The organism is Streptomyces sp. SP18BB07 (assembly GCF_036322545.1).
Taxonomy (GTDB): Bacteria; Actinomycetota; Actinomycetes; order Streptomycetales; family Streptomycetaceae; genus Streptomyces; species Streptomyces deccanensis.
This window is the reverse complement of the sequence record NZ_JAQYWT010000348.1, coordinates 1-26,036: the sequence shown is the minus strand read 5'-3', so window position 1 is coordinate 26,036 and position 26,036 is coordinate 1. Positions and strand designations below refer to the sequence as shown.

Here is a 26,036-nt window from a genome sequence, read left to right as displayed (position 1 = left end):
GCCATGAACGTCGAGGAACTCGTCGCGATCGACGTCCACACGCACGCGGAGGTGTCCTCCAAGGGCAACTCCTCCCTGGACGACGACCTCCACGACGCCTCCTCCGCGTACTTCAAGGTCGAGGGCAAGCGCAAGCCCACCCTGGAGGAGACGGCCGCCTACTACCGCGAGCGGAGGATGGCCGCCGTGATCTTCACGGTGGACGCCGAGTCCGCGACCGGCACCCAGCCCGTCCCCAACGAGGAGGTCGCCGAGGCCGCCGCCGCCAACGCGGACGTCCTGATCCCCTTCGCCTCCATCGACCCCTTCCGCGGCAAGGCCGGCGTCAAGCAGGCCCGCCGGCTGGTCGAGGAGTACGGGGTCAAGGGCTTCAAGTTCCACCCCAGCATCCAGGGCTTCTTCCCCAACGACCGCTCGGTGGCGTACGACCTGTACGAGGTCATCGAGGAGACGGGCACCATCGCGCTCTTCCACACCGGCCAGACGGGCATCGGCGCCGGCGTCCCTGGTGGCGGCGGCATCCGCCTGAAGTACTCCAACCCGCTGCACGTGGACGACGTGGCCGCCGACTTCCCGCACCTCAAGATCATCCTGGCGCACCCGTCGTTCCCCTGGCAGGACGAGGCCCTGGCGGTCGCCACGCACAAGCCGGGCGTGCACATCGACCTCTCCGGCTGGTCGCCGAAGTACTTCCCGCCGCAGCTCGTGCAGTACGCGAACACCCTCCTCAAGGACAAGGTGCTCTTCGGCTCCGACTACCCCGTCCTCACCCCCGACCGCTGGCTCGCCGACTTCGAGAAGCTGTCGATCAAGGACGAGGTCAAGCCGAAGATCCTCAAGGAGAACGCCGCCCGCCTGCTCGGCCTGACGAAACCGTAGAGGACGCAGATGGACCTCCCCATGTGCAACGACGGACAGGGGCACAGACATGCGCAATGAGGGACTGGGGTCGTGGCCCGCCCGCCGGGCCCGCAAGACCCCGCAGCGCACCGCGCTGATCCACGGCGACACGAGCCTCACCTACGGGGAGCTGTACGAGCGCACCACACGCCTCGCCCACGCCCTGCGCGCCTCCGGCGTACGCCGCGGCGACCGCATCGCCTACCTGGGGCCCAACCACCCCTCGTACCTGGAGACGCTGTTCGCCGCCGGCACCCTCGGCGCGGTCTTCGTCCCGCTCAACACCCGCCTCGCGGGCCCCGAGATCGCCTACCAGCTGGCGGACTCCGGGGCCAAGGCACTGGTGTACGGCGCCGGGTTCACCGCACTCGTCGCCGGACTGCCGGGCGGCGAGACCGACGTGCGCACGTTCGTGGAGATCGGCACCGAGTACGAGGCGCTGCTCGCGGGAGCCGGCGCCGAGCCGATCGACCAGCCGGTCACCGCCGACGACACCTGCATCATCATGTACACCTCGGGGACCACGGGCCGCCCCAAGGGCGCGATGCTCACCCACGGCAACATCACCTGGAACGCCGTCAACGTCCTCGTCGACCAGGACGTCATCACCGACGAACGCGCCCTGGTCTCCGCCCCGTTGTTCCACACGGCGGGGCTGAACATGCTCACCCTGCCCGTGTTGCTCAAGGGCGGCACCTGCGTCCTGGTCGAGGCCTTCGTGCCGGAGGCCACCTTCGACCTGATCGAACGGCACCGGATCACCTTCATGTTCGGCGTGCCGACCATGTTCGACCAGATCGCCCGGCACCCGCGCTGGGCCGACGCCGACCTGTCCTCGCTCAGGATGCTCTCCTGCGGCGGCTCCCCGGTCCCGACCCCGCTCATCGCCAGGTTCCAGGAGCGCGGGCTCACCTTCCTCCAGGGCTACGGCATGACGGAGGCGGCCCCCGGCACGCTCTTCCTCGACGCCGAGCACGCCGTGAGCAAGGCCGGGTCGGCGGGCGTCCCGCACTTCTTCAGCGATGTACGGGTCGTACGGCCCGACATGACCCCGGTCGACGTCGACGAGCCCGGCGAGGTCGTCGTCCGCGGCCCGCACGTCATGCCCGGGTACTGGGGTCTGCCGGAGGAGACGGCCGCGGTGTTCGCCGACGGCTGGTTCCGCAGCGGGGACGCGGCCCGGGTCGACGAGGACGGCTATGTCTTCATCGTCGACCGCATCAAGGACATGATCATCTCCGGGGGCGAGAACATCTACCCCGCCGAGATCGAGGACCAGCTCCTCGGCCACCCCGACATCGTCGAGTGCGCGGTCATCGGCGTCCCCGACGACAAGTGGGGCGAGGTGCCACGAGCCGTGGTCGTGCCCCGGGAGGGCTGCGTCCTGGACGCCGACGAGGTGCTGGCCTCGCTGGCCGGGCGGCTCGCCAAGTACAAGATCCCGAAGTCGGTGGTGATCGCGGACGAGCTGCCCCGCACCGCCTCCGGAAAGCTCCTCAAGGCCCGGGTGCGCAAGCGCTACGGCACCAACTCTTAGCTAAGGAACGCCCTATGAGCATCACCGTCAACGGCATCGACGAGCTCAAGAAGCTCGCCGGCAGCGACCTCGGCACCAGCGAGTGGATCGAGGTCACCCAGGAGCGCATCGACACCTTCGCCGACGCGACCGGGGACCACCAGTGGATCCACGTCGACCCCGAGAAGGCGGCCGAGGGCCCCTTCGGCGCGCCGATCGCCCACGGGTACCTGACCCTGTCGCTGTTCATCCCGCTCTTCACCGAGCTGCTCGACGTCGAGGGCGTCTCGACGAAGGTCAACTACGGCCTGAACAAGGTGCGGTTCCCGTCGCCGGTGAAGGTGGGGTCGAAGATCCGCCTCGTCGGCAAGCTCGCGTCGGTGGAGGACGTGCCGGGCGGCGTCCAGATCACCGTCGACGGGACGATCGAGATCGAGGGGGCGCCGAAGCCGGCGGCCGTGCTGCAGAGCCTGTCCCGCTTCTACGCGTAAGGCTGTGTGGGGAACCGCGCGTCCGTCGTGGCCGGTCGCGCAGTTCCCCGCGCCCCTGAAGGGGCGCTCTCGCTCAGCCTCCCACCACGTCCACGAAGATCGGGTTCGAGTAGAACCACGTGTCCTCCCACGGGTCGCCGTTGCCCGGCTCGTGGGGGATCGGGCCGTGCGGGTCCACGGACGCGCCCAGGTAGCCGGCACCGTTCCGCTTGCCGTCGCTGCCGCGCAGGCGGAGGTAGAAGGACTCGTCGCCCGCCGTGACCGGGACGCGCAGGGTGTACGTGCCCTTGCGACCGCTCACGTCCTTGGTGTGCACGACCCTCGTGTCCGGGGCCTTCCAGACGTCCCGGTCGGTCACCGGACCGCGCACCGCACCCCGGATGACGTCCACATGGGCCAACTCCGGCAGGATCCCCTGCGGGTTGGCGCGGGACGCGGTCGTCACCGTCACGGTCAGCGTGAGCCTCTCGCCCTTGCGGACGCGCAGCCGGCCGCCCAGGGTGACACCCCGGCCGTGGTCACGGTCGCGCTTGACCCGGACGTCCAGGCCGTCCAGAAGGTGGCCGTGGTCGAGCCAGACGCGGCCCGCGCGCAGGCCCGCCATCACCGAGCGGTATCCGTGGTGGGTGACGCCGACGTGGGTGCGGCTGAACTGGCCGGGCCAGAAGTCGCTGCCCGGCTGCGGGGTGTCGGTGTTCACCGGGTCGGGCAGCTTGCCCGTGTTGTCGAAGTTCTGCCCGGCCGGCCAGTCACCGTTCTTCCAGGTGTCGAAGACGATCCGGTGGGCGTCGGAGTTGGTGGTGATCGAGAACAGCCTGCCCTCGGCCAGCATCGCGTCCCAGAGCCCGCCCACGGTCGCCGTCGACCAGTCGAAGCCGCCGTACGTCAGGTACGCCTCCGCCGGATAACCGGGCCAGGACTGGGCCGATGGCTTGTTCTCGTACTCGCCGCGCATCGAGGTCGCCCCGCGCCAGCCGGGGATGGCCGCGCCCTGAGCGCCGGGCGCGCCCTCCATGCCGATCATGATCTCGGGCGCCGCGTCGCGCCAGTTGCGCAGCTCGTGCGGGGAGTCGATGCCGAGGCGCAAGGGGTGGTTGGCGAGGACCAGCACGTCGTCGACGTAGCCCGAACGCCGCTGCTGCGCCAGCCACTTGATCGCCTTGACCGCGTGCGCCTCGTTGCGGGCGGTGTCCGCGCCGCCGACGGAACCGTCCGTGTAGCCCAGCAGCTTGCCGTCGTACGCGCTCTCGAAACGGGTGAGCAGGTCGACCTCGTGCCGGCCGGGCGTGGTGAAGACCGTGCAGTGCTCGGCGCCCGGGATGTACCACTCCAGGCCCTGGAAGATCAGCTGGCGGGGGTTCTCGGCACGGGCCCGGAGGATCTCCTGGTGCTCCAGCGCGGCCCCGAAGTCGGCGTGCCCGAAGTTGGAGTGCTCGGTGAACACCATCCAGTCGAGACCGTACGTCGCGCCCGCCGAAGCGAGTTGGGAGAACGTGTACTTGGCGTCGTGGCTGTAGACGGTGTGGATGTGATGGTCGCCGACGAGATAGGCGAGCCGCGGGTCCTCACCGCCGTACGGACGGGACCCGGCCGCGGCCGGAGTCGTCAGGGCGCCCGTCGCGCCCATCGCGAACGCGGCACCGAACAGGCCCGCGCCCCGCAGGAGTCCACGGCGCGACACCCCCTGCGCGTCCAGGTCGGTGGCGGAGACGGACGGATCGGCCCAGGCGGGCAGCTGCTGTTCGGGTGTGCCGGACAGGTCGGACATGGTCTGCGGTTCCTTCGCGTCTCAGTGATTCATGAACGACTTGACGGGCAGTGCCCGTTCGACGACGCGGACGTCACCGAGGCGCCCGTGCAGGATCTGGTCGATCTTCCCGGCGTACTCGTAGCCCCCGAGGATCCAGGGCAGGCCGACGGAGGTGAGCCCGACGGCGGTGGCCTTCGGGTTGCGCACGACCGGGCAGCCCTGGACGTAGAGCGTGGTGTGCCTGCCGTCGTTGACGACCGCGAGGTGCCACCACGTCTCCAGCGGGGTCTCCTGACCCCAGTTGGTCGCGATGCCCTGCTGGTTGAGCGGGCGCACCGCCCACTGCGGCTCCCGGTCGTTCGACAGCGACAGCGTGGCGAGCGGCTCGTCCGGGTCGTCGGCGGTCTTGCCCGCCGCGCCGCCCGTGCCGGTCCGGCCGAGGAGCCCCGCCCAGGCGTGGTTCGAGGGGTTCCAGTCGGCGGGCAGCCGGTAGAACGCCTCGATGGTGTAACCGTCCCTGAACGTGGCCGAGTTGAGGGGCGCCCCGTCGACCGTTCGCAGGTACGCGCCCGTCAGCGGGGGCTTGCCGCCGTGGAACTCCAGGCTGCCGTGGCCCGGCTGGTCCGGGTGGTGGTCGGCGGACCAGGTGAGGGCGCCGCCGCCGACGGTCACCAGCGTGAGGTCGTTGCCGTGCCCTGAGCGGTCCGGGACCGTGCCGCCGACCTTCGCCCCGTCCTGCTGACCGTCGAACCGCCAGTAGGCGACCGTGCCCGGTATCAGCATCTTCGACGCCGGACGGGCCGCACGGGCGGGCACCGGCGCGAAACCGGAGAACCGCTTCTCGAAGTCGATCTCGACCGTGAACCGGTCGGCGTCGCCGGAGAGTTCGCTCTCCTGCCGCTCCAGTTCGTTGAGCCCCTTCGCGGCCCGGCCCAGGATCCACGGGGAGATCGTCTCCACGTCGATGGTGTTCCGGTCGAGGTCGAAGCGGTAGAGACGGATCATCGCCGCGCCGCCGAAGTACCGGTTCTGGTAGTTCGTGAGGTGCAGATGGACATCGTTGTCGGCGGCGTTCTTCCGGGTCGCTCGCGCGGCCGGCCAGTAGTGCCCGTTGAGGGTGAGGAAGATCTGGTCGTGGTCCTGGATCAGCCGGTCCCAGAGCGTCTGCCCGTACGAGGACAGGGAGTCGTCCCCGTCGACCAGCTCGTGCGTGGTGAGGACGACCGGGGTCCTCGGGTGCCGGGCCAGGACGTCCTTCGCCCAGGCGAAGCCCTTCGCGGAGAGCCGCCAGTCCAGGGCCAGCACCATCCACTGCCGGCCGCCCGCCTCGAAGAGGTGGAAGGAGTTGTAGCCGTCGGGCGAGGCACCGCCGAAGTTCGGCCCGCCCTTGGAACGGGCGGGCCCGAAGACATCCAGGTAGGGCGTCGGGCCGCGCTGATCGTCGGTGGACGAGCGCACGTCGTGGTTGCCCGCGAGGACGCTGTAGCCGACGCCCTTGCGGTCCAGGAGCCGGAAGGCCTGGCCGATCGCCCCCATCTCCTGCGCGGTGCCGTTCTGGGTGAGGTCCCCGAGATGCGACAGGAACACGATGTTCTCCTCCTCACCGTGCTCCAGGAGGTACTTCAGCGACGCCTCGACGGGCGCCTTGTCGATGCTCGGCCCGTCGAACAGATACTGGGTGTCGGGCATGACGGCGAGCGTGAAGCGACGGCTCGTGCGATCGGGCCTGAAGGGCTCCGGCGCCGCCTGCGCCACGACGGGCAGCGAGACCGCCGTCGCCGCGCCCAGCAGGGCCGTGGCCCGCAGGAAGTTACGTCTGCCCGAGCGGGCCTGGGCAGACTCCTGCCCCGGTTCGTGCGAGGTGCACACAGTGACTCCGTAAGGGTTCGTGGTTCAGAGCGCCCGCAGCGTCCACGACCAGCGGTGGACGCCCGGGGGGACGAGGTACGACGGTGAGGTGTCGGGACCGCACGAGGCGGTGCCCAGCCCCCGGTGCGCCGCGTCGATGCGGACCACACAACCGGGCCGGGGCACCAGCTCGTCGTGGTGCGCGGCGGACGCCAGGTCCTCCGCGCGGTGGCGGGTGACCGAGACCTGCCGGGGTCCGTCCAGCCGTACCGCCAGGTCATGGGCGTCCCCGGAGAGCGTGAAGTGCCGTACGCCGTGCCGGCCCCCGCTCTCCTGCGGCCGCAGATAAGGGGTGAACAACGCGTCCACGGGGGCCGAGTGGTGGCCGACGGGCGCCCCGGCCGCACGGTCCGGGTAGCTCTCCCAGGGGCCCTGCCCGTACCAGGCGAGGTCGTCCAGACCGTCGACGGTCTCGAACACCGTGCCGACCCGGGCCACGTCCGTCAGCTCCTCGGGCAGCACGGCCGTCTCCTCGACGAGCACCCGGCCGTCCACCAGCGCGGTGAACGCCTGCTCGTGCTCGACGACGCCCGCACCCGTGGTCCAGCGGGAGCGGACCCGCACGGTGGACCCCTTGCGCTCCACGGCGACCGGCTCGCGCTCCATGCGGTCCAGACCCAGGTCGCGCCAGCGCTCGGCCATACCGCCGAGGACGTCGTTGTCGGTCGGCGCCCGCCACAGGCTCAGCAGCGGCGGGGAGGCGAGCAGCGGGTGCCGCAGCAGCCCGTCCGGGTCCGTCTCCGGCGGCGGGATGTGCCCGAGGTCCTCCTCGGCGCCCACCACCGGTTCGCCCTCCTCCGCCGGGTACCACTGGACCTGCGGGCAGCACACCTCGGTGCCGCGCGGCGCCCAGGGCTCGTCGTCGGCCGTCGTCACCCGCAGCGTCAGCCAGATCTCGCCGGCCCCGCCCGCCACCTCGGGCCGGTCGATCACCGCCGAACCGCCGGGCGGTACGGCGGGCAGCTCGGCCGGCACCGTCCACGTGCCGCCGTCGGCCGCCGCGAACTCCCACTCGGCGGCCAGCCACGAAAGGTCGCGGAAGTGCTGCCGGTTGTGCACCCGCAGCACCCGCCAGGTGCCCTCGCCCTCCACGGACAGCCGCACCGGGGCGGCGATCTCCCGGTGCTCGAACATCACCGGCTTGGGAGTGCGGTCGGGGAAAACGACACCGTCGGCGATGAAGGCGCCGTCGTGGATCGTCTCGCCGAAGTCGCCGCCGTAGGCCCAGCGCAGACCGGGTCCGGCGACTCCGTTCTCGTACAGCCCGGTGCCCCCACGCCCGGCCGGTCGTCCGTCGTTCACACGCTGGAGGATGCCGTGGTCCCAGAACTCCCAGATGAACCCGCCCTGAAGACCTGGGGTTGCCTCGATGGCGGCCCACGTGTCGGCGAGGGTGCCGTTGCTGTTGCCCATGGCGTGCGAGTACTCGCACTGGATCAGCGGCCTGGTCTGCTCGCCCGACAGCGCATGCGCCACACAGTCCTCGATGGGCGCGTACATCGGGCAGGCGATGTCGGAGGCGTCGTCCGTGGCCGCCCAGTCCAGCTTCGCCGCGCCCTCGTACTGCACCGGCCGGGTCGGGTCGTGGCGGCGCAGCCAGCCCGCCGCCGCGTCGTGGTTCGCCCCGTAGTCGGACTCGTTGCCCAGCGACCAGACGATCACCGACGGATGGTTCTTGTCCCGCAGGACCATGCGGGAGACGCGGTCCACGAAGGCGTTCAGATAGCGCGGGTCGTCGGCGATCTCGTGCGCGTGGTCGTGCGACTCGATGTCCGCCTCGTCCACCACGTAGAAGCCCAGCTCGTCGGTGAGGTCGTAGAGGGCGGGGTCGCCCGGGTAGTGGGAGGTGCGGATCGCGTTGAAGCCGAACCGCTTCAGCGTCAGCAGGTCCGCGCGCATGTCCTCGTACGACACCGTCCGTCCCGTCAGCGGATGGAAGTCGTGCCGGTTCACGCCCCGGATGTAGACGCGCTCGCCGTTGACCAGCAGGTCCCGGCCCCGGATCTCGACGTCGCGGAAGCCGACCCGGTGGTGCGAGGTGTCGGCCACGGTGCCGTCGGCGCGGTGCAGCCGGACGGTGAGCTCGTACAGCTCGGGGGTCTCGGCGTTCCAGGTGCGCACGTCGGGGACGACCGTGCCCAGCCGGGCCTCGCCGAGGAAGTCGGAGACCCGCTCGTCCTCGACGCCCCGCCGGTCGAACTCGCGGTCCTGGGACAGCTCCAGACCGTCCAGGTCCCCGCTGACGTACCACCCGGCCGGCAGCGCGCCCGTCGCCGCCCCCGCCGCCGAGCGCACCCGGCAGTCCACCCGCAGCTCCCCGTCGCGGTGGGCCCGCACGGTCACGTCCGCGAGATGGAGCGGATCGGTGGCGTACAGCAGCACCGGGCGGGTGATGCCGCCCAGCCACCACTGGTCCTGGTCCTCGATGTGCGAGGCGTCCGACCACTTCACCACGGTGAGCCGCACGGTGGCCCGCGCCCCGGCCCGGACCAGTCCGGACAGGTCGAACTCGGCGGCCAGGTGGGAGTCCTTGGAGACACCGGCCGGCCGCCCGTCCACATGGACGAGCAGCACGCTCTCGGCGCCGCCGACGTGCAGGACGATCCGGCGCCCGGCCCACTCGGCGGGGATGTCGACCTCCCGCTCGTAGACCCCGGTCGGGTTCTCGGGCGGGCAGTCCGGCGGGAACTGGCCCCACGGCATACGGACGTTGGTGTACTGCGGCGGGTCCTCCGCCAGGTCGAGGGCCCAGGAGCCGGGGAGTTCGGCCGAGGACCAGGCGGCCCCGGGCTCCCGCTCGGGCGACGGCAGCAGCTGGAACCGCCACCGGCCGTCCAGCGACACCGCCCCCGCACGCCGGTCCACGGCGTTCATGGGCAGCCGCCCCCAGGAGGTCGTCTCGGGCGAGGTCCAGGGGCGCAGGGCGAAGAGTGCGTCGGTCATGACCGTTCCGAAGTCGGGAGGGGCGGGGGAGAGGGAACCGTCCGGGGCAGCACACGCCCCGGCAGCTCCCAGGCGGGATCGAGGGGGATCCCGAGGCGATCCAGGACGGTGGGCGCGATGTCGATGAGGCGGGGGGAGTCCAGCGGGGTCCCGCCGAGGGCCCGGGGCGCGCGGAGGGTTGGGGAGGCGCGGGGGGTCCAGGCGGCTCCGCCCGTGCGGGTCGTGGTGACCGCGCCGATCGCCCGGACCTCGCCACCCGCACCGGTGGTCGTGGGCTTGGCGCCTGTGCTGGTGGTCGCGGACTCGCCACCCGCGCCGGTGGTCGCCGGCTTGCCGCCCGTGCCGGGCTTGCCGCCTGTGCCGGTGGTCGCGGACTCGCCACCCGCGCCGGTGGTCGCCGGCTTGCCGCCCGTGCCGGGCTTGCCGCCTGTGCCGGCCGTCGCCGACGCGCCGCCCGGACCGCCGGCGCCGGGCTCGCCGGTCGCGCTGCCCGCGTCTTCCGCAGGGGCCGTCCCCGGCTCTACGGCCGTCCCCGGTCCTACGGCCGTTCCGAGCTCGGCGAGGATGACGAAGACCTCGCGTTCGGCGTGAGTGTCGCCGCCGTGGCCGCCGGTGTCGAGATGGCCGTGGTCGGTGGTGACCAGGACCGTCCAGTGCTCGTTCGCGCGGCCGGGGGCCGAGCGCCGGGCGGCGATCGCGTCCAGCAGCCGCCCGAGGTGGGAGTCCTGGGCGAGCAGGGCCCGGTCGTAGGCCGGGCTGAGCGGTCCCGTGGCGTGGCCGGCCTCGTCGGTGGCGCCGAAGTACACGAACAGCGCGTCCGGGTCGTCCTCGGCGATCCGGCGCACGGCGGTGTCGGCGACGAGCCGGTCCGCCGTCTCGTAGCCGTCCGACTCCCCGTCGTACCGCACGCGTTCACCGATCGTGGAGCCCAGGGCACCGCGATCGACCAGCTCCGGCCAGGACACCGCGGCCACCGTACGCAGACCGGGGCGGGCGGCGACGGCGCGGCTGAGGAAGTCGGGGTGACGGGAGTAGTCGGCGCCCGCGAAGTCGTTGCCGGTCACTCCGTGCCGGTCGGGCCACACTCCGGTCAGCACGCTCGACCAGCCGGGGCCGGAGTCGGTGTAGGCCATGCTGGTGGACGGCCCGCCCTCGGCCTGGCCGTCCACCTCGCCGTAGGGCAGCAGACCGCGGCCGTGGGCGCCCGCGGCCATCAGGGCGTGCAGCACCGGTGCCGTGGCCGCCGAGCGGGCGAGCCGGTCGAAGCGCACCCCGTCCATGCCCACCACCAGCACCCTGCCGCGTCCCGGCCGCCCGTCGCCCTCGGTGTCCACCACCGCGCTCCTCCGTCCCGCCACCGGCCCACCTGCCGCCGTACCGCGGTTCAACTGCCCTGGACCGCGCCCTCGGTGGCCCCCGCGATGAAGCCCCGCGCGAAGACGGCGAAGACGATCACCAGGGGGAGGGAGGCCATCAGCACACCGGCCATCACCATGCTGTAGTCGGTGCTGTGGCCGACGTTGAGCTGGGCCAGCTCGACCTGGAGCGTGACGTGCTCGGGGTTGGTGAGCACGATCAGCGGCCAGACGTAGTCGTTCCAGGCGCCGACGAAGGCGTAGATGGCGAGGAAGGACATCGCGGGCCTGATCATCGGCAACGCGACGTTCCAGTACTGCCGGAGGAACCCGGCGCCGTCGATGCGGGCCGCGTCCAGCAGTTCGTCGGGCACCCCGTTCTCGATGTACTGGCGCAGCCAGAAGATGCCGAAGGCGTTGGAGAGGGCGGGCCAGACCAGCGCCTTGAGCATGCCGACCCAGCCGATCTCCGACATCAGGATGAACTGCGGCAGGACGGCCAGCTGCAGCGGCAGCATCATGAACACCAGGAGCGTGGCGAAGAGGATCTTGCGCCCCGGGAACTCGAACTTGGCGAAGGCGAAGGCCGCCAGGGAGTCGACGAGCAGCACCAGGACCGTGGTGACACTCGCGATGACGATCGTGTTGAGCATCGACCCGAAGAAGTCGACCGTGTCGAGCACACCCCGGATGTTCTCCAGCAGGTGCGAGCCGAAGGTCAGCTTCGGCGGGCTCTTGTAGATGTCCCGGGTGGTGTTGGTCGCCATCACGATCGTCCACACGAACGGGAAGATCGAGATCACGACGGCCAGGACCAGGAAGAGGTGCGGGGACAGGCCCTTGGGGCGGCGCGGCCGCCCGGCGCCCGGGTTCGGCTTCGCGGCCGTGGCCGGCCGGGGCGTGGTGGCGGTCGTCATGCCTTCCTCCCTCGTTGCACGATGCGCCAGTTGATGACGACGAGCACGATGATCAGTACGAAGAAGGCCCACACGATGGCCGCGCCGTAGCCGTAGTCGTTGTCGAGGAAGGCCGATTGGTAGAAGTACAGCAGGGTGGTCAGGCCCGCCTGGCCCGGCCCGCCGAGGTTCTGGTTGGCGGCGTTGCTGGCGAAGAGCACCTGGGGTTCGCTGAAGCTCTGCAGACCGTTGATGGTCGAGATGACGACGGTGAACAGGATGATCGGCCGCATGATCGGAATGGTGATCTGGAAGAACGTGCGGATCGGTCCGGCGCCGTCCATCCTGGCCGCCTCGTAGACCGACTGCGGGATGGCCTGGAGGCCGGCCAGATAGATGATCATGTTGTAGCCGGTCCACATCCATGTCATCAGCAGTGCGATGACCACCTTGATCAGCCACGGGTTGCTCAGCCACGGCACGGGGGAGATGCCGACCGTGCCCAGGATCGCGTTGACCAGACCGAAGTCGTTGCTGAACACCGCGCCGAAGAAGATCGCCACGGCGACGATCGACGTCACGTTGGGCACATAGAGGGCGATGCGGTAGAAGCCCTTGAAGCGGCGCACCGAGTGCAGCAGCGTCGCCAGCACCAGCGCGCCGAAGAGCGTGGGCACGGTGGACAGGACCCAGATGATCAGGGTGTTGCGGATGGACAGCCAGAAGACCGGGTCGCTCCAGAGGAACTCGAACTGCTGCAGACCCACGAACTGCTTGGTGCCCAGCCCGTCGTAGCGCTGGAAGGACAGGTACAGCGAATAGAAGACGGGGACGAAGGAGAAGCCGAGAAAGATCAGATAGAAGGGCGAGATCGCGAGGTACTGCCGCCAGTACGACAGCACCCCGCGACGTGTGGGCCGAGCGACGCCCGCGGGCGGGGTGCGCCGCGGGCGGAAGCGGGCCGGGCCCGGCCCGCCACGGTGCTCGGGCACCGTGGCGGGACCGGTCACCGGAGGTGACGACACCTCAGTTCACCCCCTGTCGCCTGGCGATCTGCTTGGCCTGCGAGACCGCGTCCTTCCAGGCGTCGTCGGGCTTCTTGCCCTTGGCCTCGATGCTGGTCAGCTCGGCCATGAAGGGGGCCATGACCGCGGAGTCGGCGGGCGCCTCGTAGCTGACGGGGATGGCCTCGGCGGCCGGACCGAAGACCTCGATGATCTTCTGCCCGCCGAAGAAGGCGTCGGGGCCCGTCATGGCCGGCATCGCGTACGTCTCCGGGGAGGCGGGGAAGATGGTGGCGTCGGCGAAGCTCTTGGCGTTGTTCTCCGGGCTGAGGATCCAGCTGATGATCTTGAACGCCTCTTCGGGATTCCGGCACTGCTTGGGCAGGGTCAGGTAGGAGCCGCCCTGGTTGGCCGGTCCGCCGGGGGTCGCGCAGACCCGCCACTTGCCCTTGGTGTTCGGCGCGGCCGACTCGATGTCCAGCGCGTGCCACGCGGCGCCGACCTCGGTGGTCAGGTTCTTGCCGATGGCGGCGTTCCAGCTCTGGTCGTTGATCTTGGCGTCGATGCCGAGCGTGTAGGCGCGGATCGCGTGGTCCCACGCGGCGCGGATGTGGTCCTGGTCGCCGATGAAGTGGTTGTCCTGGTCGATGAACCGCTTGGTGCCCTGGCCGACCGCGATGCTGAACACCGAGCCCATGTTGTTGATGAGGAAGGTCCCGGGCAGCGCCTTCTTCAACTCGGTGCCGAGCGCGAAGTAGTCGTCCCAGGTCTTGGCCTCGGCGGCGACCTTCGCCGGGTCGGAGGGCAGCCCCGCCTTCTCGAACTGGTCGGCGCGGTAGAAGAGCGCGGTGGGGCCGATGTCGATCGGGAAGCCGATCTGCTTGCCGTCCTCGGTCTGGGCGAGCTTGGTCTTCCACTCCAGGTACTGGGAGGAGAGCTTCTTGAAGCCCAGGTCGTTCAGGTCGAGGAAGCGGTCCGCGTTGGGCAGGAACGAGGCGATGTCCTCGCCCTTGATGCCGGTGATGTCCGGCACGGAGGAGCCGCCCGCCGCGAGCGTGGTGGTGAGCTTCTGCTTGAAGTCGCCTCCGATGGAGGAACTGGTCAGCTTGATCTGGCTCTTGAAGTGCGTCTTGGCCTCGGCGACCACCTTGTCGCTGAGGGCTCCGCCCCAGTACCACATGGTGAGGTTCTTGCCGTTCTTGGTGCCGCCGGAATCGGAGCCGCCGCCGCAGGCGACGGTCAGGCCGGAGGCGGCCGCGGTGAACACGGCGGCCTGGAGGAAGCCTCTACGAGAAAGGTCCACGGGTCACTCCTGTTTGTTCCTGTTCGTGGTACTTCAGGGCTTTGGTGCGTGGGGTCAGTGGGGCCGCGCGGGCGGGGTGACCGGGGCGTGGTGCACCGGTGGGCCGACGTCGGCGGGGATGCGGTCCGCGAGGAAGCCGTAGGCCTTCTTCAGCTCGGGGTCGGTCAGCGAGCGCCACCAGCGCTCGACGCCGTACCAGCCGGGCGCGGCGAGGCCTCCGCCGTGGTGGCCCACGGAGAGCCCGGCGGACAGGACGGCGAACCGCAGCCGTTCCGTCAGGGGCCAGCCGCCGAGGGAGGCGGCGACGAAGCTCGCGCCGAAGACGTCGCCGGCGCCCGTCGCGTCGAGCACGTCGACGTCCAGGGCCGGCACCTCCGCGTACTCCCCGGTCGTCTGGTCCACCGCGACCGCGCCCTCGCCGCCGCGGGTCACCACGGCCACCGGTACCAGCTCGCTCAGGGTGCCGAGCGCGGCGACCGCGCTGTCGGTGCGGGTGTAGGCCATCGCCTCGGTCTCGTTGGGGAGGAAGGCGTGGCACAGGGCGAGTTGGTCGAGCAGGTCGCGCGACCACTGCTGGGTGGGGTCCCAGCCGACGTCCGCGTAGACGAGCGTGCCGTTCGCGGCGGCCTTGGCGAGCCACTCGCGCGGCTCGGCCTCGATGTGCACGAGCGCCGTGCGCGCCTCGGGCGGGTCGCCCATCAGGACGTCCTGCGAGTACGGCGGTTCCTGGCCGTGGGTGACCAGGGCCCGGTCGTGGATGGGGGTCCCCCCGCTCGAGCGAAGCCGAGAGTGGGGGAGGGCGAGGGAGACGGTGACGGGGGTGTGCCAGCCGTCGGCGGTGCGCGAGAGGGAGAGGTCGATGCCCTCCTGCCCGGCGAGGACCTCACGGCAGTACTGGCCGTAGTAGTCGTCGCCGAAGACCGTGGCCAGCGAGGTCCGCAGGCCGAAACGGGCGGTGGCCACCGCCAGGTTGGCGATGCCGCCCGGACCGCAGCCCATGCCGTCGGTCCAGATCTCCTCGCCGGGTGTGGGCGGCCTGCCCAGCCCCGTGAGCACGAGGTCGTAGAAGAGCAGCCCGGTCAGCAGCACGTCGGGCCGGTCGTCGTCCACGCGTGCACCCTCTCGTCGAGACATGCGAAGCCCTTCGAAGATCACTCTTCAAAAGTCTTCAATTTCGGTGCACAGATCGTGCGCGCCTCCGAGAGGTTTGGCAAGAGTCGAGCAGAAGTGAGCATGGATTTGATTGGGAATGACGAGTACTGTTCAGCGCGTGCTGGCAGAGAGACGACACCAACTCATCCTGCGGGCCCTGCGATCTGGCGGGCCGGCGGCGGTCACCGACCTGTCCGAACAGCTCGGTGTGAGCCCCGCCACCATCCGGCGTGACCTCGTCCGGCTGGAGGAGGAGGGGCTGCTCACCCGGGTGCACGGCGGCGCGGTCGTGGACGAGGGCGACCAGCCCTTCGCCGAGGTCGCCGAGGTGCGGGTGGCCGAGAAGGACGCGATAGCGGCGAAGGCCGCGTCGATGGTCCACGACGGCCAGTCCGTGCTGCTCGACATCGGGACCACCGCCTACCGCCTGGCCCGGCAGTTGCACGGCCGCCGCCTCACGGTGATCACCAGCAATCTGGTGGTCTACGAGGAGCTGGCCGACGACGAGGGCATCGAACTGGTGCTGCTCGGCGGCATGGTCCGCCGCGAGTACCGTTCCCTCGTCGGCTTCCTCACCGAGGACAACCTCCGTCAACTCCACGCCGACTGGCTCTTCCTCGGTACGAGTGGAGTGCGCCCCGGTGGACAGGTGATGGACACGACCGTCGTCGAGGTCCCCGTCAAACGCGCGATGATCAGGGCGAGCGACAGGGTCGTCCTGCTCGCCGACTCCGCGAAGTTCCCCGGGACGGGGATGGCGAAGGTCTGCGGACCCAGAGACCTCCACGTCGTCGTCACCAACGGGCCGGTGGAGCAGAGCACCCGCGCGTCGTTGGAGGAGGCGGGGGTCGAAGTGGTCACGCCATGACCGCCCCCGGGGTGGGGAGGCTGACACGTGTCGGGCCCCTCCCGCGCACGGTGGCGGGACGGCCCGGACGAGCAGTGTCCGAACGGCCCGCACAAACGCACGATCGGCAAAGGTGGTAGTTGCGTGAAGCTGACGATTCTGGGCGGCGGAGGATTCCGGGTGCCCCTCGTGTACGGGGCGCTCCTCGGGGACCGCGCCGAGGGCCGGGTCACCCATGTCGTCCTGCACGACCTGGACGCCGAGCGGCTCTCCGCCGTCACCCGCGTCCTCGCCGAGCAGGCCGCGGACGTCCCCGACGCCCCCGAGGTGACCGCCACCACCGACCTCGACGAGGCCCTCACCGGCGCCGACTTCATCTTCTCCGCGATCCGCGTCGGCGGTCTGGAGGGCCGCGCGAACGACGAGCGCGTGGCCCTCGACGAGGGCGTCCTCGGCCAGGAGACCGTCGGCGCCGGCGGCATCGCCTACGGTCTGCGCACCGTCCCGGTGGCCGTGGACATCGCCCGGCGCGTGGCCCGCCTCGCCCCCGACGCCTGGGTCATCAACTTCACCAACCCGGCCGGTCTGGTCACCGAGGCCATGTCCCGCCACCTCGGCGACCGCGTCATCGGCATCTGCGACTCACCCGTGGGCCTCGGCCGCCGCATCGCCCGCGTCCTCGGGGCGGCGAAACCCGCCGAGGCCTGGATCGACTACGTCGGCCTCAACCACCTCGGCTGGGTCCGCGGTCTGCACATCGCCGGCCGCGACGAACTGCCCCGCCTCCTCGCCGACCGCGACCTGCTCGGCTCGTTCGAGGAGGGCAAGCTCTTCGGCGTCGACTGGCTCCAGTCCCTCGGCGCGATCCCCAACGAGTACCTGCACTACTACTACTTCAACCGCGAGGCCGTCCGCGCCTATCAGGCCGTCGAGAAGACCCGCGGCGCCTTCCTCAAGGACCAACAGGCCCATTTCTACGAGGAGATGCGCCGCCCCGACGCCCACGCCCTCAAGGCCTGGGACCGCACCCGCGCCGAGCGCGAGGCCACCTACATGTCGGAGAACCGGGAGACGGCCGGCGCCGGCGAACGCGACGCCGACGACCTCTCCGGGGGCTACGAGAAGGTCGCCCTCGCCCTGATGCGGGCCATCGCCCGCGACGAGCGCACCACCCTCATCCTCAACGTCCGCAACCAGGGCACCCTCACGACCCTCGACACCGAGGCCGTCATCGAGGTGCCCTGCCTGGTCGACGCCAACGGGGCCCACCCGGTCTCCGTCGCGCCCCTGCCGGACCACGCCACCGGCCTGGTCTGCGCGGTCAAGGCCGTCGAGCGCGAGGTCCTGGCGGCGGCCGAGGCGGGTTCCCGTACGACCGCCGTGAAGGCCTTCGCCCTGCACCCCCTGGTGGACTCGGTCAACGTCGCCCGCCGTCTGGTCGAGGGCTACACGGCCGTGCACCCTGGCCTGGGCTACCTGAAGTAGGCTCCCGCCCGGAAAGCGCTTACCGCCCTCGGCCTCCCCACCCGCTCCCTCCGCTTTCTGCTCCGCCCCCCTCTCTGGAGACCTCACATGCATGACGAACGCCGCCGGATCGAGGAACGCGTAGAGCGCGTCCACACCCAACGCATCAAGCCCGCGATCTACGCCGCTTCCGTGCCCTTCGAGGTAGAGGCCTGGCAGGCGCCGGGCGAACCGGTCCCCTTCGAGGAGGCCGCGGCCGCCTCGTACACCCCGTTCGCGATGGACACCCCCTGGGGACCGCCGTGGGGCACCACCTGGTTCCGGATGCGCGGACAGGTCCCCGCCGAGTGGGCGGGCCGCCGCGTCGAGGCCGTCATCGACCTCGGCTTCGTCGGCGACTGGCCGGGCAACCAGGCCGAGGCCCTGGTCCACCTCGCCGACGGCACCCCGCTGAAGGCGGTCAACCCGCTCAACCAGTACGTGCCGATCGGCAACCCGGTCCGGGGCGGCGAGAGCATCGACTACCTGGTCGAGGCGGCCTCCAACCCCGACATCCTCGCCGACAACTTCTCCAAGATCACGCCGCTCGGCGACATCCTCACCGCCGGCGACAAGCCGCTCTACACCTTCCGGCGCGCCGACATCGCGATCCTCGACGAGGAGGTCTTCCACCTCGACCTGGACCTCCAGGTGCTGCGCGAGCTGATGGTCCACCTCGGCGAGCACGAGCCCCGCCGCCACGAGATCCTGCACGCCCTGGACCGGGCCATGGACGCCGTCGACCTCGACGACGTCTCCGGCAGCGCCACCGCCGTCCGCGAGATCCTCGCCCCGGTCCTCGCCAAGCCCGCCCACGCCAGCGCCCACACCGTCTCCGGTGTCGGCCACGCCCACATCGACTCCGCCTGGCTCTGGCCGATCCGCGAGACCAAGCGCAAGACCTCCCGGACCTTCTCCAACGTCACCGCGCTGGCCGACGAGTACGAGGACTTCATCTTCGCCTGCTCCCAGGCCGTGCAGTACGAGTGGGTGCGCGACAACTACCCGCAGGTGTGGGAGCGGATCAAGAAGGCCGTCGACAAGGGCCAGTGGGTGCCGGTGGGCGGCATGTGGGTCGAGTCGGACGGCAATCTGCCCGGCGGCGAGGCCATCGCCCGCCAACTCGTCCACGGCAAGCGGTTCTTCATCGAGCACTTCGGCATCGAGACCAAGGGCGTCTGGCTGCCGGACTCCTTCGGCTACAACGCCTCGTACCCGCAGCTCGCCAAGCTCGCCGGCAACGACTGGTTCCTCACCCAGAAGATCTCCTGGAACCAGACCAACAGGTTCCCCCACCACACCTTCTGGTGGGAGGGCATCGACGGCACCCGCATCTTCACCCACTTCCCGCCGGTCGACACCTACAACGCCCGCTTCAGCGGCGAGGAGATGGACCGCGCGGTCCGCAACTACCAGGAGAAGGGCGCCGGTACGCGTTCCCTGGCGCCCTTCGGCTGGGGCGACGGCGGCGGCGGCCCCACCCGCGAGATCATGGAGCGGGCCCGCCGTCTCGCGGACCTGGAGGGCTCGGCGAAGGTCGTCGTCGAACACCCCGACGAGTTCTTCGCCAAGGCCCGCGCCGAGTACGAGGACGCCCCCGTCTGGAACGGCGAGCTGTACCTCGAACTCCACCGCGCCACCTACACCTCCCAGGCCCGCACCAAGCAGGGCAACCGCCGCAGCGAGCACAAGCTGCGCGAGGCCGAGCTGTGGGCGACGACGGCCGCGCTCCACGCGCCGGAGTACACCTACCCGTACGAGAAGCTCGACCGCCTCTGGAAGACGGTCCTCCTCCACCAGTTCCACGACATCCTGCCGGGCTCCTCGATCGCCTGGGTGCACCGCGAGGCGGAGGCGGAGTACGCGCGGGTGGCCAAGGAGCTGGAGGAGCTGACGGCCGAGGCGGTCGCGGCGCTCGGCGCGGGTGACGCGCGCGTCTTCAACACCAGTCCGCGGGACCGGGCCGAGGTGGTCCGTTCGACCGCCGGCGCCCCGGCGTACGTCACCGTCCCCGCCAACGGCAGCGCGCCCCTCACCCCCGCCGAACCCCCGCACCCCGTCACCGTCTCCGGCCGCGTCCTCGACAACGGCCTGGTCCGGGTCGAGATCGCCGAGGACGGCACCCTCGCCTCGGTCCGCGACCTGGTCGCCGACCGCGAGGTCCTCGGCGACAAGGGCAACCTGCTGCGCCTGCACACCGACCTCCCGAACTACTGGGACGCCTGGGACGTCGACAAGCACTACAGGAACCGCTACACGGACCTGCTGGACGCCGATGCGATCACCGTGGTCGAGGAGGACCCCCTCCTCGGGGCCATCCGCGTCGAGCGCGCGTTCGGCAAGGGCTCGCGCATCACCCAGACGATCACCCTGCGCGCCGGCAGCCCCCGGATCGACTTCGAGACGGACATCGACTGGCACGAGGCCGAGAAGTTCCTCAAGGCCGGCTTCCCGATCGACGTCCGCGCCGCCCACTCCTCCGCCGAGATCCAGTTCGGCCACATCCAGCGCCCCACCCACACCAACACCAGCTGGGAGGCGGCCCGCTTCGAGGTCTCCGGCCACCGCTGGGTGCACGTGGGCGAGCCCGGCTACGGCGTCGCGGTCATCAACGACTCGACGTACGGCCACGACGTCTCCCGCACGGTCCGCGAGGACGGCGGTACGACCACCACGGTCCGCCTCAGCCTGGTCCGCGCCCCGCGCATCCCGGACCCCGAGGCCGACCAGGGCAGGCACCGCCTCACGTACTCGCTCCTCCCCGGCGCGAGCATCGAGGACGCGGTCGCCGAGGGCTACGCCCTCAACCTGCCGCTGCGCGTCGCGGACGCGGCGGGCGCACCCTCACCGGTGGTGTCCGTGGAGGGCGAGGGCGTCACCGTCGAGGCGGTCAAGCTCGCCGACGACGCCTCGGGCGACGTTGTGGTCCGCATCTACGAGTCGAGCGGCGGCCGGGCCCGGGGCGTCCTGCGCACCGGATTCCCGCTCGCCGGGGCCCAGCTCACCGACCTGCTGGAGCGCCCGCTGTCGGAGGCGGCCACGGACGGCGACGGCGTCCCGGTGACGCTGCGCCCGTTCGAGGTGCAGACGCTGCGGCTGGCGGTTCTTCCCACGAAGAATTGAGGAACCGGTAAATCGGCTGGTCGCGGCGGGTGCACCGCCCGCCGCGACCACTGTACGTTCCCTCCACGACACCTGGAATTCGCCCACTGCCCCTGTGATACGGGGCAACGCGACAGTGCGAAGAAAGTTGTGAGGTGTCATCGTGCGAGATCCGCGCATGTCCGCGATCGGCAAGGGGCTCAGGCGCCGTGGCAGGCTGATCGCCGAGGCGGTGAGCCCGCCGCGCAAGCCGCTGAACGCCGTGCCCGCGCCCCGGACCGACGCCGCGCCCGCCGAGGCGCCGTACGTCGCCCCGCGCGCGACCCGGCTGGTGGACGCCCCCGTGTTCGTCCTGTCCTCGGTGCGCTCCGGCTCGACGCTGCTGCGGGTCATCCTCAACAGCCACAGCCAGATCCGCGCCCCGCACGAGATGCACCTGCGGACCGTCCACGTCCATCTCTCCCGGGACTTCACCGCGGACGCGATGAAGGCGCTCGAACTCGACAAGGCCGAGCTGGAGCACGTCCTGTGGGACCGCATCCTCCACCACGAGCTCACCCGCAGCGGCAAGCAGGTCATCGTCGACAAGACCCCGCCCAACACGCTGATCTGGCCCCGGCTGCACCGATGTTGGCCGAACGCCCGCTACCTGCTGCTGCTGCGTCACCCCGGGGCGGTGGTGCAGTCCCTCACGAGCCGCCGCACCGACCCGGACCACGAGGCGATCCGCGCGGAGGTCCTCGCCTACAGCGAGAAGCTGGAGGAGGCGCGGCAGAACCTTCCCGTGCACGTGATCCGGTACGAGGAGCTCACGGCGGAGCCGGAGAAGGTCACGCGGGGCATCTGTGAGTACCTGGATGTGGAGTGGGAGGCGGGGATGCTCGACTACGGCAGGCAGGACCATGGCGCCTTCCGCCCCCAACTCGGTGACTGGTCCACCACGATCAAGTCCGGCCGCATCCAACCGGCCCGCCCCGCGGACCCGACAGCGGAACTCCCGCCCCGCCTCCAGGAGTTGGCCACGGCCTGGGGCTACTGACCCCGCCCCTTCGCCCCCCAGCCGTCCGCCCGGTGGGGCTTCTCGCGCAGTTCCCCGCGCCCCTTTCAGGGGCGCGGGGAACTGCGCGAACGGGGTCCGGGGCGGAGCCCCGAGTCTTTGACGCGGGGGTCGAAGGGGCGCGCAGCCCCTGGGGATGGGGCGGCGGGGGCGAGGGGCTCAGACGGCGAGCGGCCGGTCCGCGGCGGTCGGCTTGCACGCCACAGGCGGCGCGACAGCCACCGGCCGCGCATCCACCGCAACGGCCACCTCGGCGACCGGCACCTCCGCCACCTGATGCGGCAACGACACCGGCCGCACCGGCCGCGGCCCCGACACCACCGTGTAGTCCTGCCCCAACCGCGTCGGCAGCACCTCCCCCGGCTCCTCGCCGAGCGCCAACCGCACAGCGGCCCACGGCGCGTTGATCCCGCACAACGCGAGCTGGTGCAGCCCGCCCGCCGGACGCGTGTTGACGTCCATGAGGACCGGCTCGTCGCCGTACATCCGGAACTGGATGTTCGTCAGGTAGTGCAGCCCGAACCGCTCCGCGATCCGCCGCGCCGGCTCGATCCAGGCGGGGTGGAGCGTGAATCCGCGCCGGCGGCCGTTCTTGGTACGGCCCACGGCCATCCGGACCCGCCCGTCGGGCCCGGTGAGGCAGTCGACGGACACCTCCGGCTGCTCCAGCCGCGGCATCACCATCCAGTCGACCGGCTCCTCGGCCGCCCGCACCGCCTCCACGACCATGTCGAGCTGGACGTACGGGCTCGGGAAGCCGCTGAGGTGATCGAGCGAGAAGGGGGTGCGCGTGACGACACGGAAGCCCACGCCACCGGCCCCGGAGGCCGGCTTGAAGCACGCCCTGTGCCCCCCGGCCTCCAACTCCTCCACGGCGGCGATGAGTTCGTCGGCGTTCGTCACCCGGAACCACGGCGGGACCGGCACCCCGTGCTCCCGGACCGCCTCGTACGCGGTCACCTTGTCCTCGAAGACCTCGATGGCCCCGGCGCCCGGCGCCAGCAGGGCCGTACCGACGGCGGCGAACTCCTCGCGGTGCGCGGCGAGGGCCGCCTGGTGCAGCCGGGGCACGAACACGTCGATGCCGCGCTTGGCGCACTGGTCCAGCGCGTACTCCACGTACGCGGCGGGGGAGAGGCCCTCGGGCTCCAGGTCGGCGGTGTCGGCGGCGGCCAGTACGGGGGAGTCGGCGTCGCCGTGCGTGGCATGGATGTCCACCGGACGAGCGTGCGGATTATGCCGCAGCTGATCCATGAAGAAGACATTCTCCGCGTACGTGCGGTTGAGCCAGACGCGTACGCGAGAGACCATGCAGGCCGCCTTTCCAAGGTTCGCGGGCAGGGCGAAGCAGGCCGTGCCCGGCCAGGGGGGATGGAGGTACGCCGAACCGCCGTACGCGAAGGAGGGGCGTGGCGGTGGTGTAGGACGGATCATACGGCCACTGGGGCCCATGTTTCTGTCACGCGCGTGTTAATCCTCGTGCGACGGCGTTTCGGGCGGAGCGCCCGGACGTGCCGACGGCCTCCCCGGAGAGAGGGTCAACGGCTCGGCAGGTCGGTCTTGTCCGCAGGTGTGCACCTGTGTTCTCGTGTTGATGTTCGGTGTTCGGAAGGGAGCGCGGGTGGAGTCGAGGGTCGGCCGTCACGGAAATGTGCTGGCCGTGAGTGATCTGCACATCGGCTATCCCGAGAACCGCGCACTGGTCGAGCGGATGCGCCCGGAGAGCGACGACGACTGGCTGCTCGTGGCCGGCGACGTCTCCGAGAAGGTCGCCGACATCCGCTGGGCGCTCGGCACACTCGCCGACCGCTTCGCCAAGGTCGTCTGGGTCCCCGGCAACCACGAACTGTGGACCCACCCCAGCGAGACCGTCCCGTACAAGGGCGTCGAACGGTACGACCATCTCGTCGCCCTCTGCCGGGAGCTGGGCGTGGTCACCCCAGAGGACCCCTACCCCCTCTGGGAGGGCCCCGGCGGCCCGGTGGTGATCGCGCCGCTGTTCCTGTTGTACGACTACTCGTTCCTGCCCGAGGGCTGCGCCACCAAGGCGGAGGGCCTGGAGTACGCGCACGGCACCGGAGTGGTCTGCACCGACGAACACGTGCTGTACCCCGACCCGTACCCGAGCCGCGAGGACTGGTGCCGCGCACGCGTCGCCGAGACCGAACGCAGGCTCGCCGAACTGCCGGCCGACCTGCCGAAGGTGCTGGTCAACCACTACCCCCTCGACCGGCACCCGACGGACGTCCTGTGGTACCCCGAGTTCGCCATGTGGTGCGGCACGGAGCTGACCGCCGACTGGCACCGGCGGTTCAACGTCGAGGTCATGGTCTACGGCCATCTGCACATCCCGCGGACCACCTGGCTGGACGGGGTCCGCTTCGAAGAGGTGTCCGTGGGATACCCCCGCGAGTGGCGACCGCGTCCGGAACCCCCGGGCAGGCTGCGCCGCATTCTGCCGATGGAGGTCGGAGCCGGTGATCGAGGAACTGCTCCCGGGAGCGGTCGTGGTCGTGGAGGCGCACGCCCATGAAGCGGCCGCCGCCGTCGAGGGGGTCGAGCTGTACCCCGAGGAGGAGGCGGTCATCGCCCGGGCGGTGCCGAAGCGGCGCCGCGAGTTCACCCTCGTTCGTGCCTGCGCCCGGCGGGCCATGGAGAAGCTCGGGGTCGCCCCGCGGGCGATAGTGCCGGGCGAGCGCGGCGCTCCCGGCTGGCCGGACGGTCTGACCGGCAGCATGACCCACTGCGAGGGGTACGCCGCCGCCGCCCTGGTCCGTGCCGTCGATCTCGCCTCCCTCGGCATCGACGCCGAACCCCACGACGCCCTGCCCGAGGGCGTCCTGACGGCGATCGCCCTCCCCGCGGAGGAGGAGCGGCTGCGCCGTCTGACCGCCGACCACCCCTCGGTCCACTGGGACCGGCTGCTCTTCAGCGCCAAGGAGTCCGTCTACAAGGCGTGGTTCCCGCTCACCGGGCGGTGGCTGGACTTCTCGGAGGCCGACATCGAGCTGACCGTCGACCCCGACGGCCGCTCCGGCGGGCTGCGCGCCGAACTCCTCGTGCCAGGACCGGTGGTGGACGGCCGTCGTGTCGGTCTCTTCCACGGACGCTGGACCGTCCGGCGGGGGCTGGTGGCGACGGCGGTTTCGGTTCCCTTTGCGACGGAGGACGAGGACGCCAGATGACCACACTTTCCTATGTGGAGCTGCACAGACAGGTCGCGTCGGACATCGACGCGGAGATCGCCGGCGCCCTGGAGGGTCTCGGCCCGTCGTCCGCGGCGGTCCGAAGATCCATATCCGGGCTGCTGGGCCACCAGCAGATGAAATACCCGCTGTCCGTGCTCCCGCTCCTGGTGCACGGCTCCGAGACCGGGGCCCCGGGACCGGCCGTCCCCCTGTCGGCCGTGCACGTCCTGTGGTGGACCTCCGCCTGCTACCTCGACGACCTCGCCGACGGCCACGGCGCGCACACCCCCGCCGGGCTCGGCACGGACGAGGCACTGCTGGCGTCCGTCCTCAGCGGACAGGCCCTGCCCATCAGGGTCGTGCAGGCCCAGTCGGTGCCGGACGCGGTGCGCAACGCCCTCACCCGGGAGATCGTCGACTGCTGGATCGACGCCGTCGAGGGCCAACTGCGCGATCTGCGCGGCGACCTGGCGAACGCCTCGTGCGACGCGGTCGTGGCCGCCTATCGCGGGAAGTCCGGCGCCCCCTTCGGAATGATCACGGCGATGGCCGCGATCCTCTCCGGCGCCGGGACCGAACGGACCGAACTGTGGCGGGAGTTCGGCGATGTGTTCGGGATCCTCTGGCAGCTCTTCAACGACCAGGAGGACCTGCTCTCCGGCCGTGACGAGGACCTGCGCAACGGCACGGTCACCTACCTCCTCGCCTGCGCCCTGGAGGAGACGTCCCCCGGCTCCCGGGACGGGATCGCGGAACTCGGACGCGCCGCGCGCGACTCCGAACAGGCCCGCGCGCGCCTCCGCTCCCTGCTGCTCGCCCCCGCCGTGCTGCGGCGCTTCGAGAAGGACCTCGCGGCGTTCCGTGACGACGCGCACCGCGTCCTCGACGCACTGGGCGGCGACGAGACCTACCTCCCGGCCCTGCGACAACTGGTCGACCAGGCCGCCGGGATGTACCTGACCGAGAGCCGGCCCTAGGGGCAATGCCGTTGCTTTTGCCGTGGGCGTAGGCTGGTTGGCAGTGGGTCCCGGGGGTGGTTGGTGTGGCTGCGAGTGCGTCTGACTTATCGGGTCTTGGTCTTCTGACCTGGGTGTATCCGCCGGGGTTGGTGGACCGGGTGG

The 26,036-nt window shown here is 71.0% G+C and carries 18 protein-coding genes and 1 pseudogene; 10 read left to right on the top strand and 9 right to left on the bottom strand.

Features of this window, described 5'->3' with window-relative positions; all coding sequences use genetic code 11:
- Window positions 1-3 precede the first annotated feature (3 nt).
- Genes PUR53_RS33755 through PUR53_RS33745 form a run of 3 tightly spaced genes read left to right on the top strand, consistent with a single transcriptional unit; the run spans window position 4 to window position 2,907 of the window.
- Window positions 4-879 carry an amidohydrolase family protein gene (locus PUR53_RS33755; protein WP_329896988.1) on the top strand — a complete coding sequence of 292 codons (876 nt, stop codon included), beginning with the start codon at window positions 4-6 and terminating at the stop codon, window positions 877-879.
- 49 nt (window positions 880-928) lie between these two features.
- Window positions 929-2,437, top strand: a complete 1,509-nt coding sequence (gene menE / locus PUR53_RS33750) for an o-succinylbenzoate--CoA ligase (RefSeq protein WP_329896882.1) — start codon at window positions 929-931, stop codon at window positions 2,435-2,437.
- Window positions 2,438-2,451: 14 nt separating this feature from the next.
- Window positions 2,452-2,907, top strand: a complete 456-nt coding sequence (locus PUR53_RS33745) for a MaoC family dehydratase (protein ID WP_239758770.1) — start codon at window positions 2,452-2,454, stop codon at window positions 2,905-2,907.
- A 73-nt stretch (window positions 2,908-2,980) separates the two neighbouring features.
- On the opposite strand, the gene PUR53_RS33740 is transcribed toward PUR53_RS33745, so the two are convergent.
- The 8 genes and pseudogenes from PUR53_RS33740 to PUR53_RS33705 all read right to left on the bottom strand — a co-directional run bounded on the left by PUR53_RS33740 (window position 2,981) and on the right by PUR53_RS33705 (window position 15,176).
- Complete coding sequence (locus tag PUR53_RS33740; protein WP_329910773.1) at window positions 2,981-4,675, bottom strand: PHP domain-containing protein; 1,695 nt, start codon at window positions 4,673-4,675, stop codon at window positions 2,981-2,983.
- A 21-nt stretch (window positions 4,676-4,696) separates the two neighbouring features.
- The gene (locus tag PUR53_RS33735) at window positions 4,697-6,526 is read right to left on the bottom strand and encodes a LamG-like jellyroll fold domain-containing protein (RefSeq protein WP_329910772.1); all 1,830 of its coding nucleotides are present in this window, start codon (window positions 6,524-6,526) and stop codon (window positions 4,697-4,699) included.
- Between the two features lie 24 nt (window positions 6,527-6,550).
- Window positions 6,551-9,508: a glycoside hydrolase family 2 TIM barrel-domain containing protein gene (locus tag PUR53_RS33730; RefSeq protein WP_329910771.1), complete on the bottom strand. Its 2,958-nt coding sequence runs from the start codon at window positions 9,506-9,508 to the stop codon at window positions 6,551-6,553.
- Window positions 9,509-10,044: 536 nt separating this feature from the next.
- Window positions 10,045-10,842, bottom strand: a pseudogene (locus PUR53_RS48390) (alkaline phosphatase family protein); the annotation flags it as partial.
- 50 nt (window positions 10,843-10,892) lie between these two features.
- Window positions 10,893-11,780 carry a carbohydrate ABC transporter permease gene (locus PUR53_RS33720; protein ID WP_329910769.1) on the bottom strand — a complete coding sequence of 296 codons (888 nt, stop codon included), beginning with the start codon at window positions 11,778-11,780 and terminating at the stop codon, window positions 10,893-10,895.
- Window positions 11,777-12,661: a carbohydrate ABC transporter permease gene (locus tag PUR53_RS33715; RefSeq protein ID WP_329896987.1), complete on the bottom strand. Its 885-nt coding sequence runs from the start codon at window positions 12,659-12,661 to the stop codon at window positions 11,777-11,779. The genes PUR53_RS33720 and PUR53_RS33715 overlap by 4 nt, the downstream gene beginning before the upstream one ends.
- A 124-nt stretch (window positions 12,662-12,785) precedes the next feature.
- Window positions 12,786-14,066: an ABC transporter substrate-binding protein gene (locus PUR53_RS33710; RefSeq protein ID WP_329910768.1), complete on the bottom strand. Its 1,281-nt coding sequence runs from the start codon at window positions 14,064-14,066 to the stop codon at window positions 12,786-12,788.
- Window positions 14,067-14,120: 54 nt separating this feature from the next.
- Window positions 14,121-15,176 carry a carbohydrate kinase family protein gene (locus PUR53_RS33705; RefSeq protein ID WP_329910767.1) on the bottom strand — a complete coding sequence of 352 codons (1,056 nt, stop codon included), beginning with the start codon at window positions 15,174-15,176 and terminating at the stop codon, window positions 14,121-14,123.
- 160 nt (window positions 15,177-15,336) lie between these two features.
- On the opposite strand from PUR53_RS33705, the gene PUR53_RS33700 reads away from it, so the two are divergent.
- The 4 genes from PUR53_RS33700 to PUR53_RS33685 all read left to right on the top strand — a co-directional run bounded on the left by PUR53_RS33700 (window position 15,337) and on the right by PUR53_RS33685 (window position 21,709).
- Window positions 15,337-16,086: a DeoR/GlpR family DNA-binding transcription regulator gene (locus tag PUR53_RS33700; RefSeq protein ID WP_329896874.1), complete on the top strand. Its 750-nt coding sequence runs from the start codon at window positions 15,337-15,339 to the stop codon at window positions 16,084-16,086.
- A 123-nt stretch (window positions 16,087-16,209) separates the two neighbouring features.
- Window positions 16,210-17,550: a 6-phospho-beta-glucosidase gene (locus tag PUR53_RS33695; RefSeq protein WP_329896873.1), complete on the top strand. Its 1,341-nt coding sequence runs from the start codon at window positions 16,210-16,212 to the stop codon at window positions 17,548-17,550.
- An 87-nt stretch (window positions 17,551-17,637) separates the two neighbouring features.
- A complete protein-coding gene (locus tag PUR53_RS33690; protein ID WP_329896872.1) occupies window positions 17,638-20,691 on the top strand; it encodes an alpha-mannosidase in 3,054 nt (1,017 codons plus the stop codon).
- A 142-nt stretch (window positions 20,692-20,833) separates the two neighbouring features.
- Window positions 20,834-21,709, top strand: a complete 876-nt coding sequence (locus tag PUR53_RS33685) for a sulfotransferase family protein (protein WP_329896871.1) — start codon at window positions 20,834-20,836, stop codon at window positions 21,707-21,709.
- Window positions 21,710-21,886: 177 nt separating this feature from the next.
- On the opposite strand, the gene PUR53_RS33680 is transcribed toward PUR53_RS33685, so the two are convergent.
- Entirely contained in the window at window positions 21,887-23,038 is a 1,152-nt protein-coding gene (locus tag PUR53_RS33680; protein WP_329896870.1) for an ATP-grasp domain-containing protein, read from the bottom strand.
- Window positions 23,039-23,321: 283 nt separating this feature from the next.
- Between PUR53_RS33680 and PUR53_RS33675 the strand changes: the two genes are divergently transcribed.
- From PUR53_RS33675 to PUR53_RS33665, 3 genes are read left to right on the top strand one after another with little or no spacing between them, the layout of a single operon-like run.
- Window positions 23,322-24,260: a metallophosphoesterase family protein gene (locus PUR53_RS33675; RefSeq protein ID WP_443080391.1), complete on the top strand. Its 939-nt coding sequence runs from the start codon at window positions 23,322-23,324 to the stop codon at window positions 24,258-24,260.
- Window positions 24,205-24,912 carry a 4'-phosphopantetheinyl transferase family protein gene (locus tag PUR53_RS33670; protein WP_329896868.1) on the top strand — a complete coding sequence of 236 codons (708 nt, stop codon included), beginning with the start codon at window positions 24,205-24,207 and terminating at the stop codon, window positions 24,910-24,912. The genes PUR53_RS33675 and PUR53_RS33670 overlap by 56 nt, the downstream gene beginning before the upstream one ends.
- The gene (locus tag PUR53_RS33665) at window positions 24,909-25,892 is read left to right on the top strand and encodes a polyprenyl synthetase family protein (RefSeq protein WP_329910766.1); all 984 of its coding nucleotides are present in this window, start codon (window positions 24,909-24,911) and stop codon (window positions 25,890-25,892) included. The genes PUR53_RS33670 and PUR53_RS33665 overlap by 4 nt, the downstream gene beginning before the upstream one ends.
- Window positions 25,893-26,036 lie beyond the last annotated feature (144 nt).

Excerpts from the sequence above, each read along its gene's own strand:
- PUR53_RS33755 (WP_329896988.1), top strand. The coding sequence starts at position 4 with ATGAACGTCGAGGAACTCGTCGCGATCGACGTCCACACGCACGCGGAG.
- menE (WP_329896882.1), top strand. The coding sequence starts at position 929 with ATGCGCAATGAGGGACTGGGGTCGTGGCCCGCCCGCCGGGCCCGCAAG.
- PUR53_RS33745 (WP_239758770.1), top strand. The coding sequence starts at position 2,452 with ATGAGCATCACCGTCAACGGCATCGACGAGCTCAAGAAGCTCGCCGGC.
- PUR53_RS33740 (WP_329910773.1), bottom strand. The coding sequence starts at position 4,675 with ATGTCCGACCTGTCCGGCACACCCGAACAGCAGCTGCCCGCCTGGGCC.
- PUR53_RS33730 (WP_329910771.1), bottom strand. The coding sequence starts at position 9,508 with ATGACCGACGCACTCTTCGCCCTGCGCCCCTGGACCTCGCCCGAGACG.
- PUR53_RS33720 (WP_329910769.1), bottom strand. The coding sequence starts at position 11,780 with ATGACGACCGCCACCACGCCCCGGCCGGCCACGGCCGCGAAGCCGAAC.
- PUR53_RS33690 (WP_329896872.1), top strand. The coding sequence starts at position 17,638 with ATGCATGACGAACGCCGCCGGATCGAGGAACGCGTAGAGCGCGTCCAC.
- PUR53_RS33680 (WP_329896870.1), bottom strand. The coding sequence starts at position 23,038 with ATGGTCTCTCGCGTACGCGTCTGGCTCAACCGCACGTACGCGGAGAAT.
- PUR53_RS33675 (WP_443080391.1), top strand. The coding sequence starts at position 23,322 with ATGTTCGGTGTTCGGAAGGGAGCGCGGGTGGAGTCGAGGGTCGGCCGT.
- PUR53_RS33665 (WP_329910766.1), top strand. The coding sequence starts at position 24,909 with ATGACCACACTTTCCTATGTGGAGCTGCACAGACAGGTCGCGTCGGAC.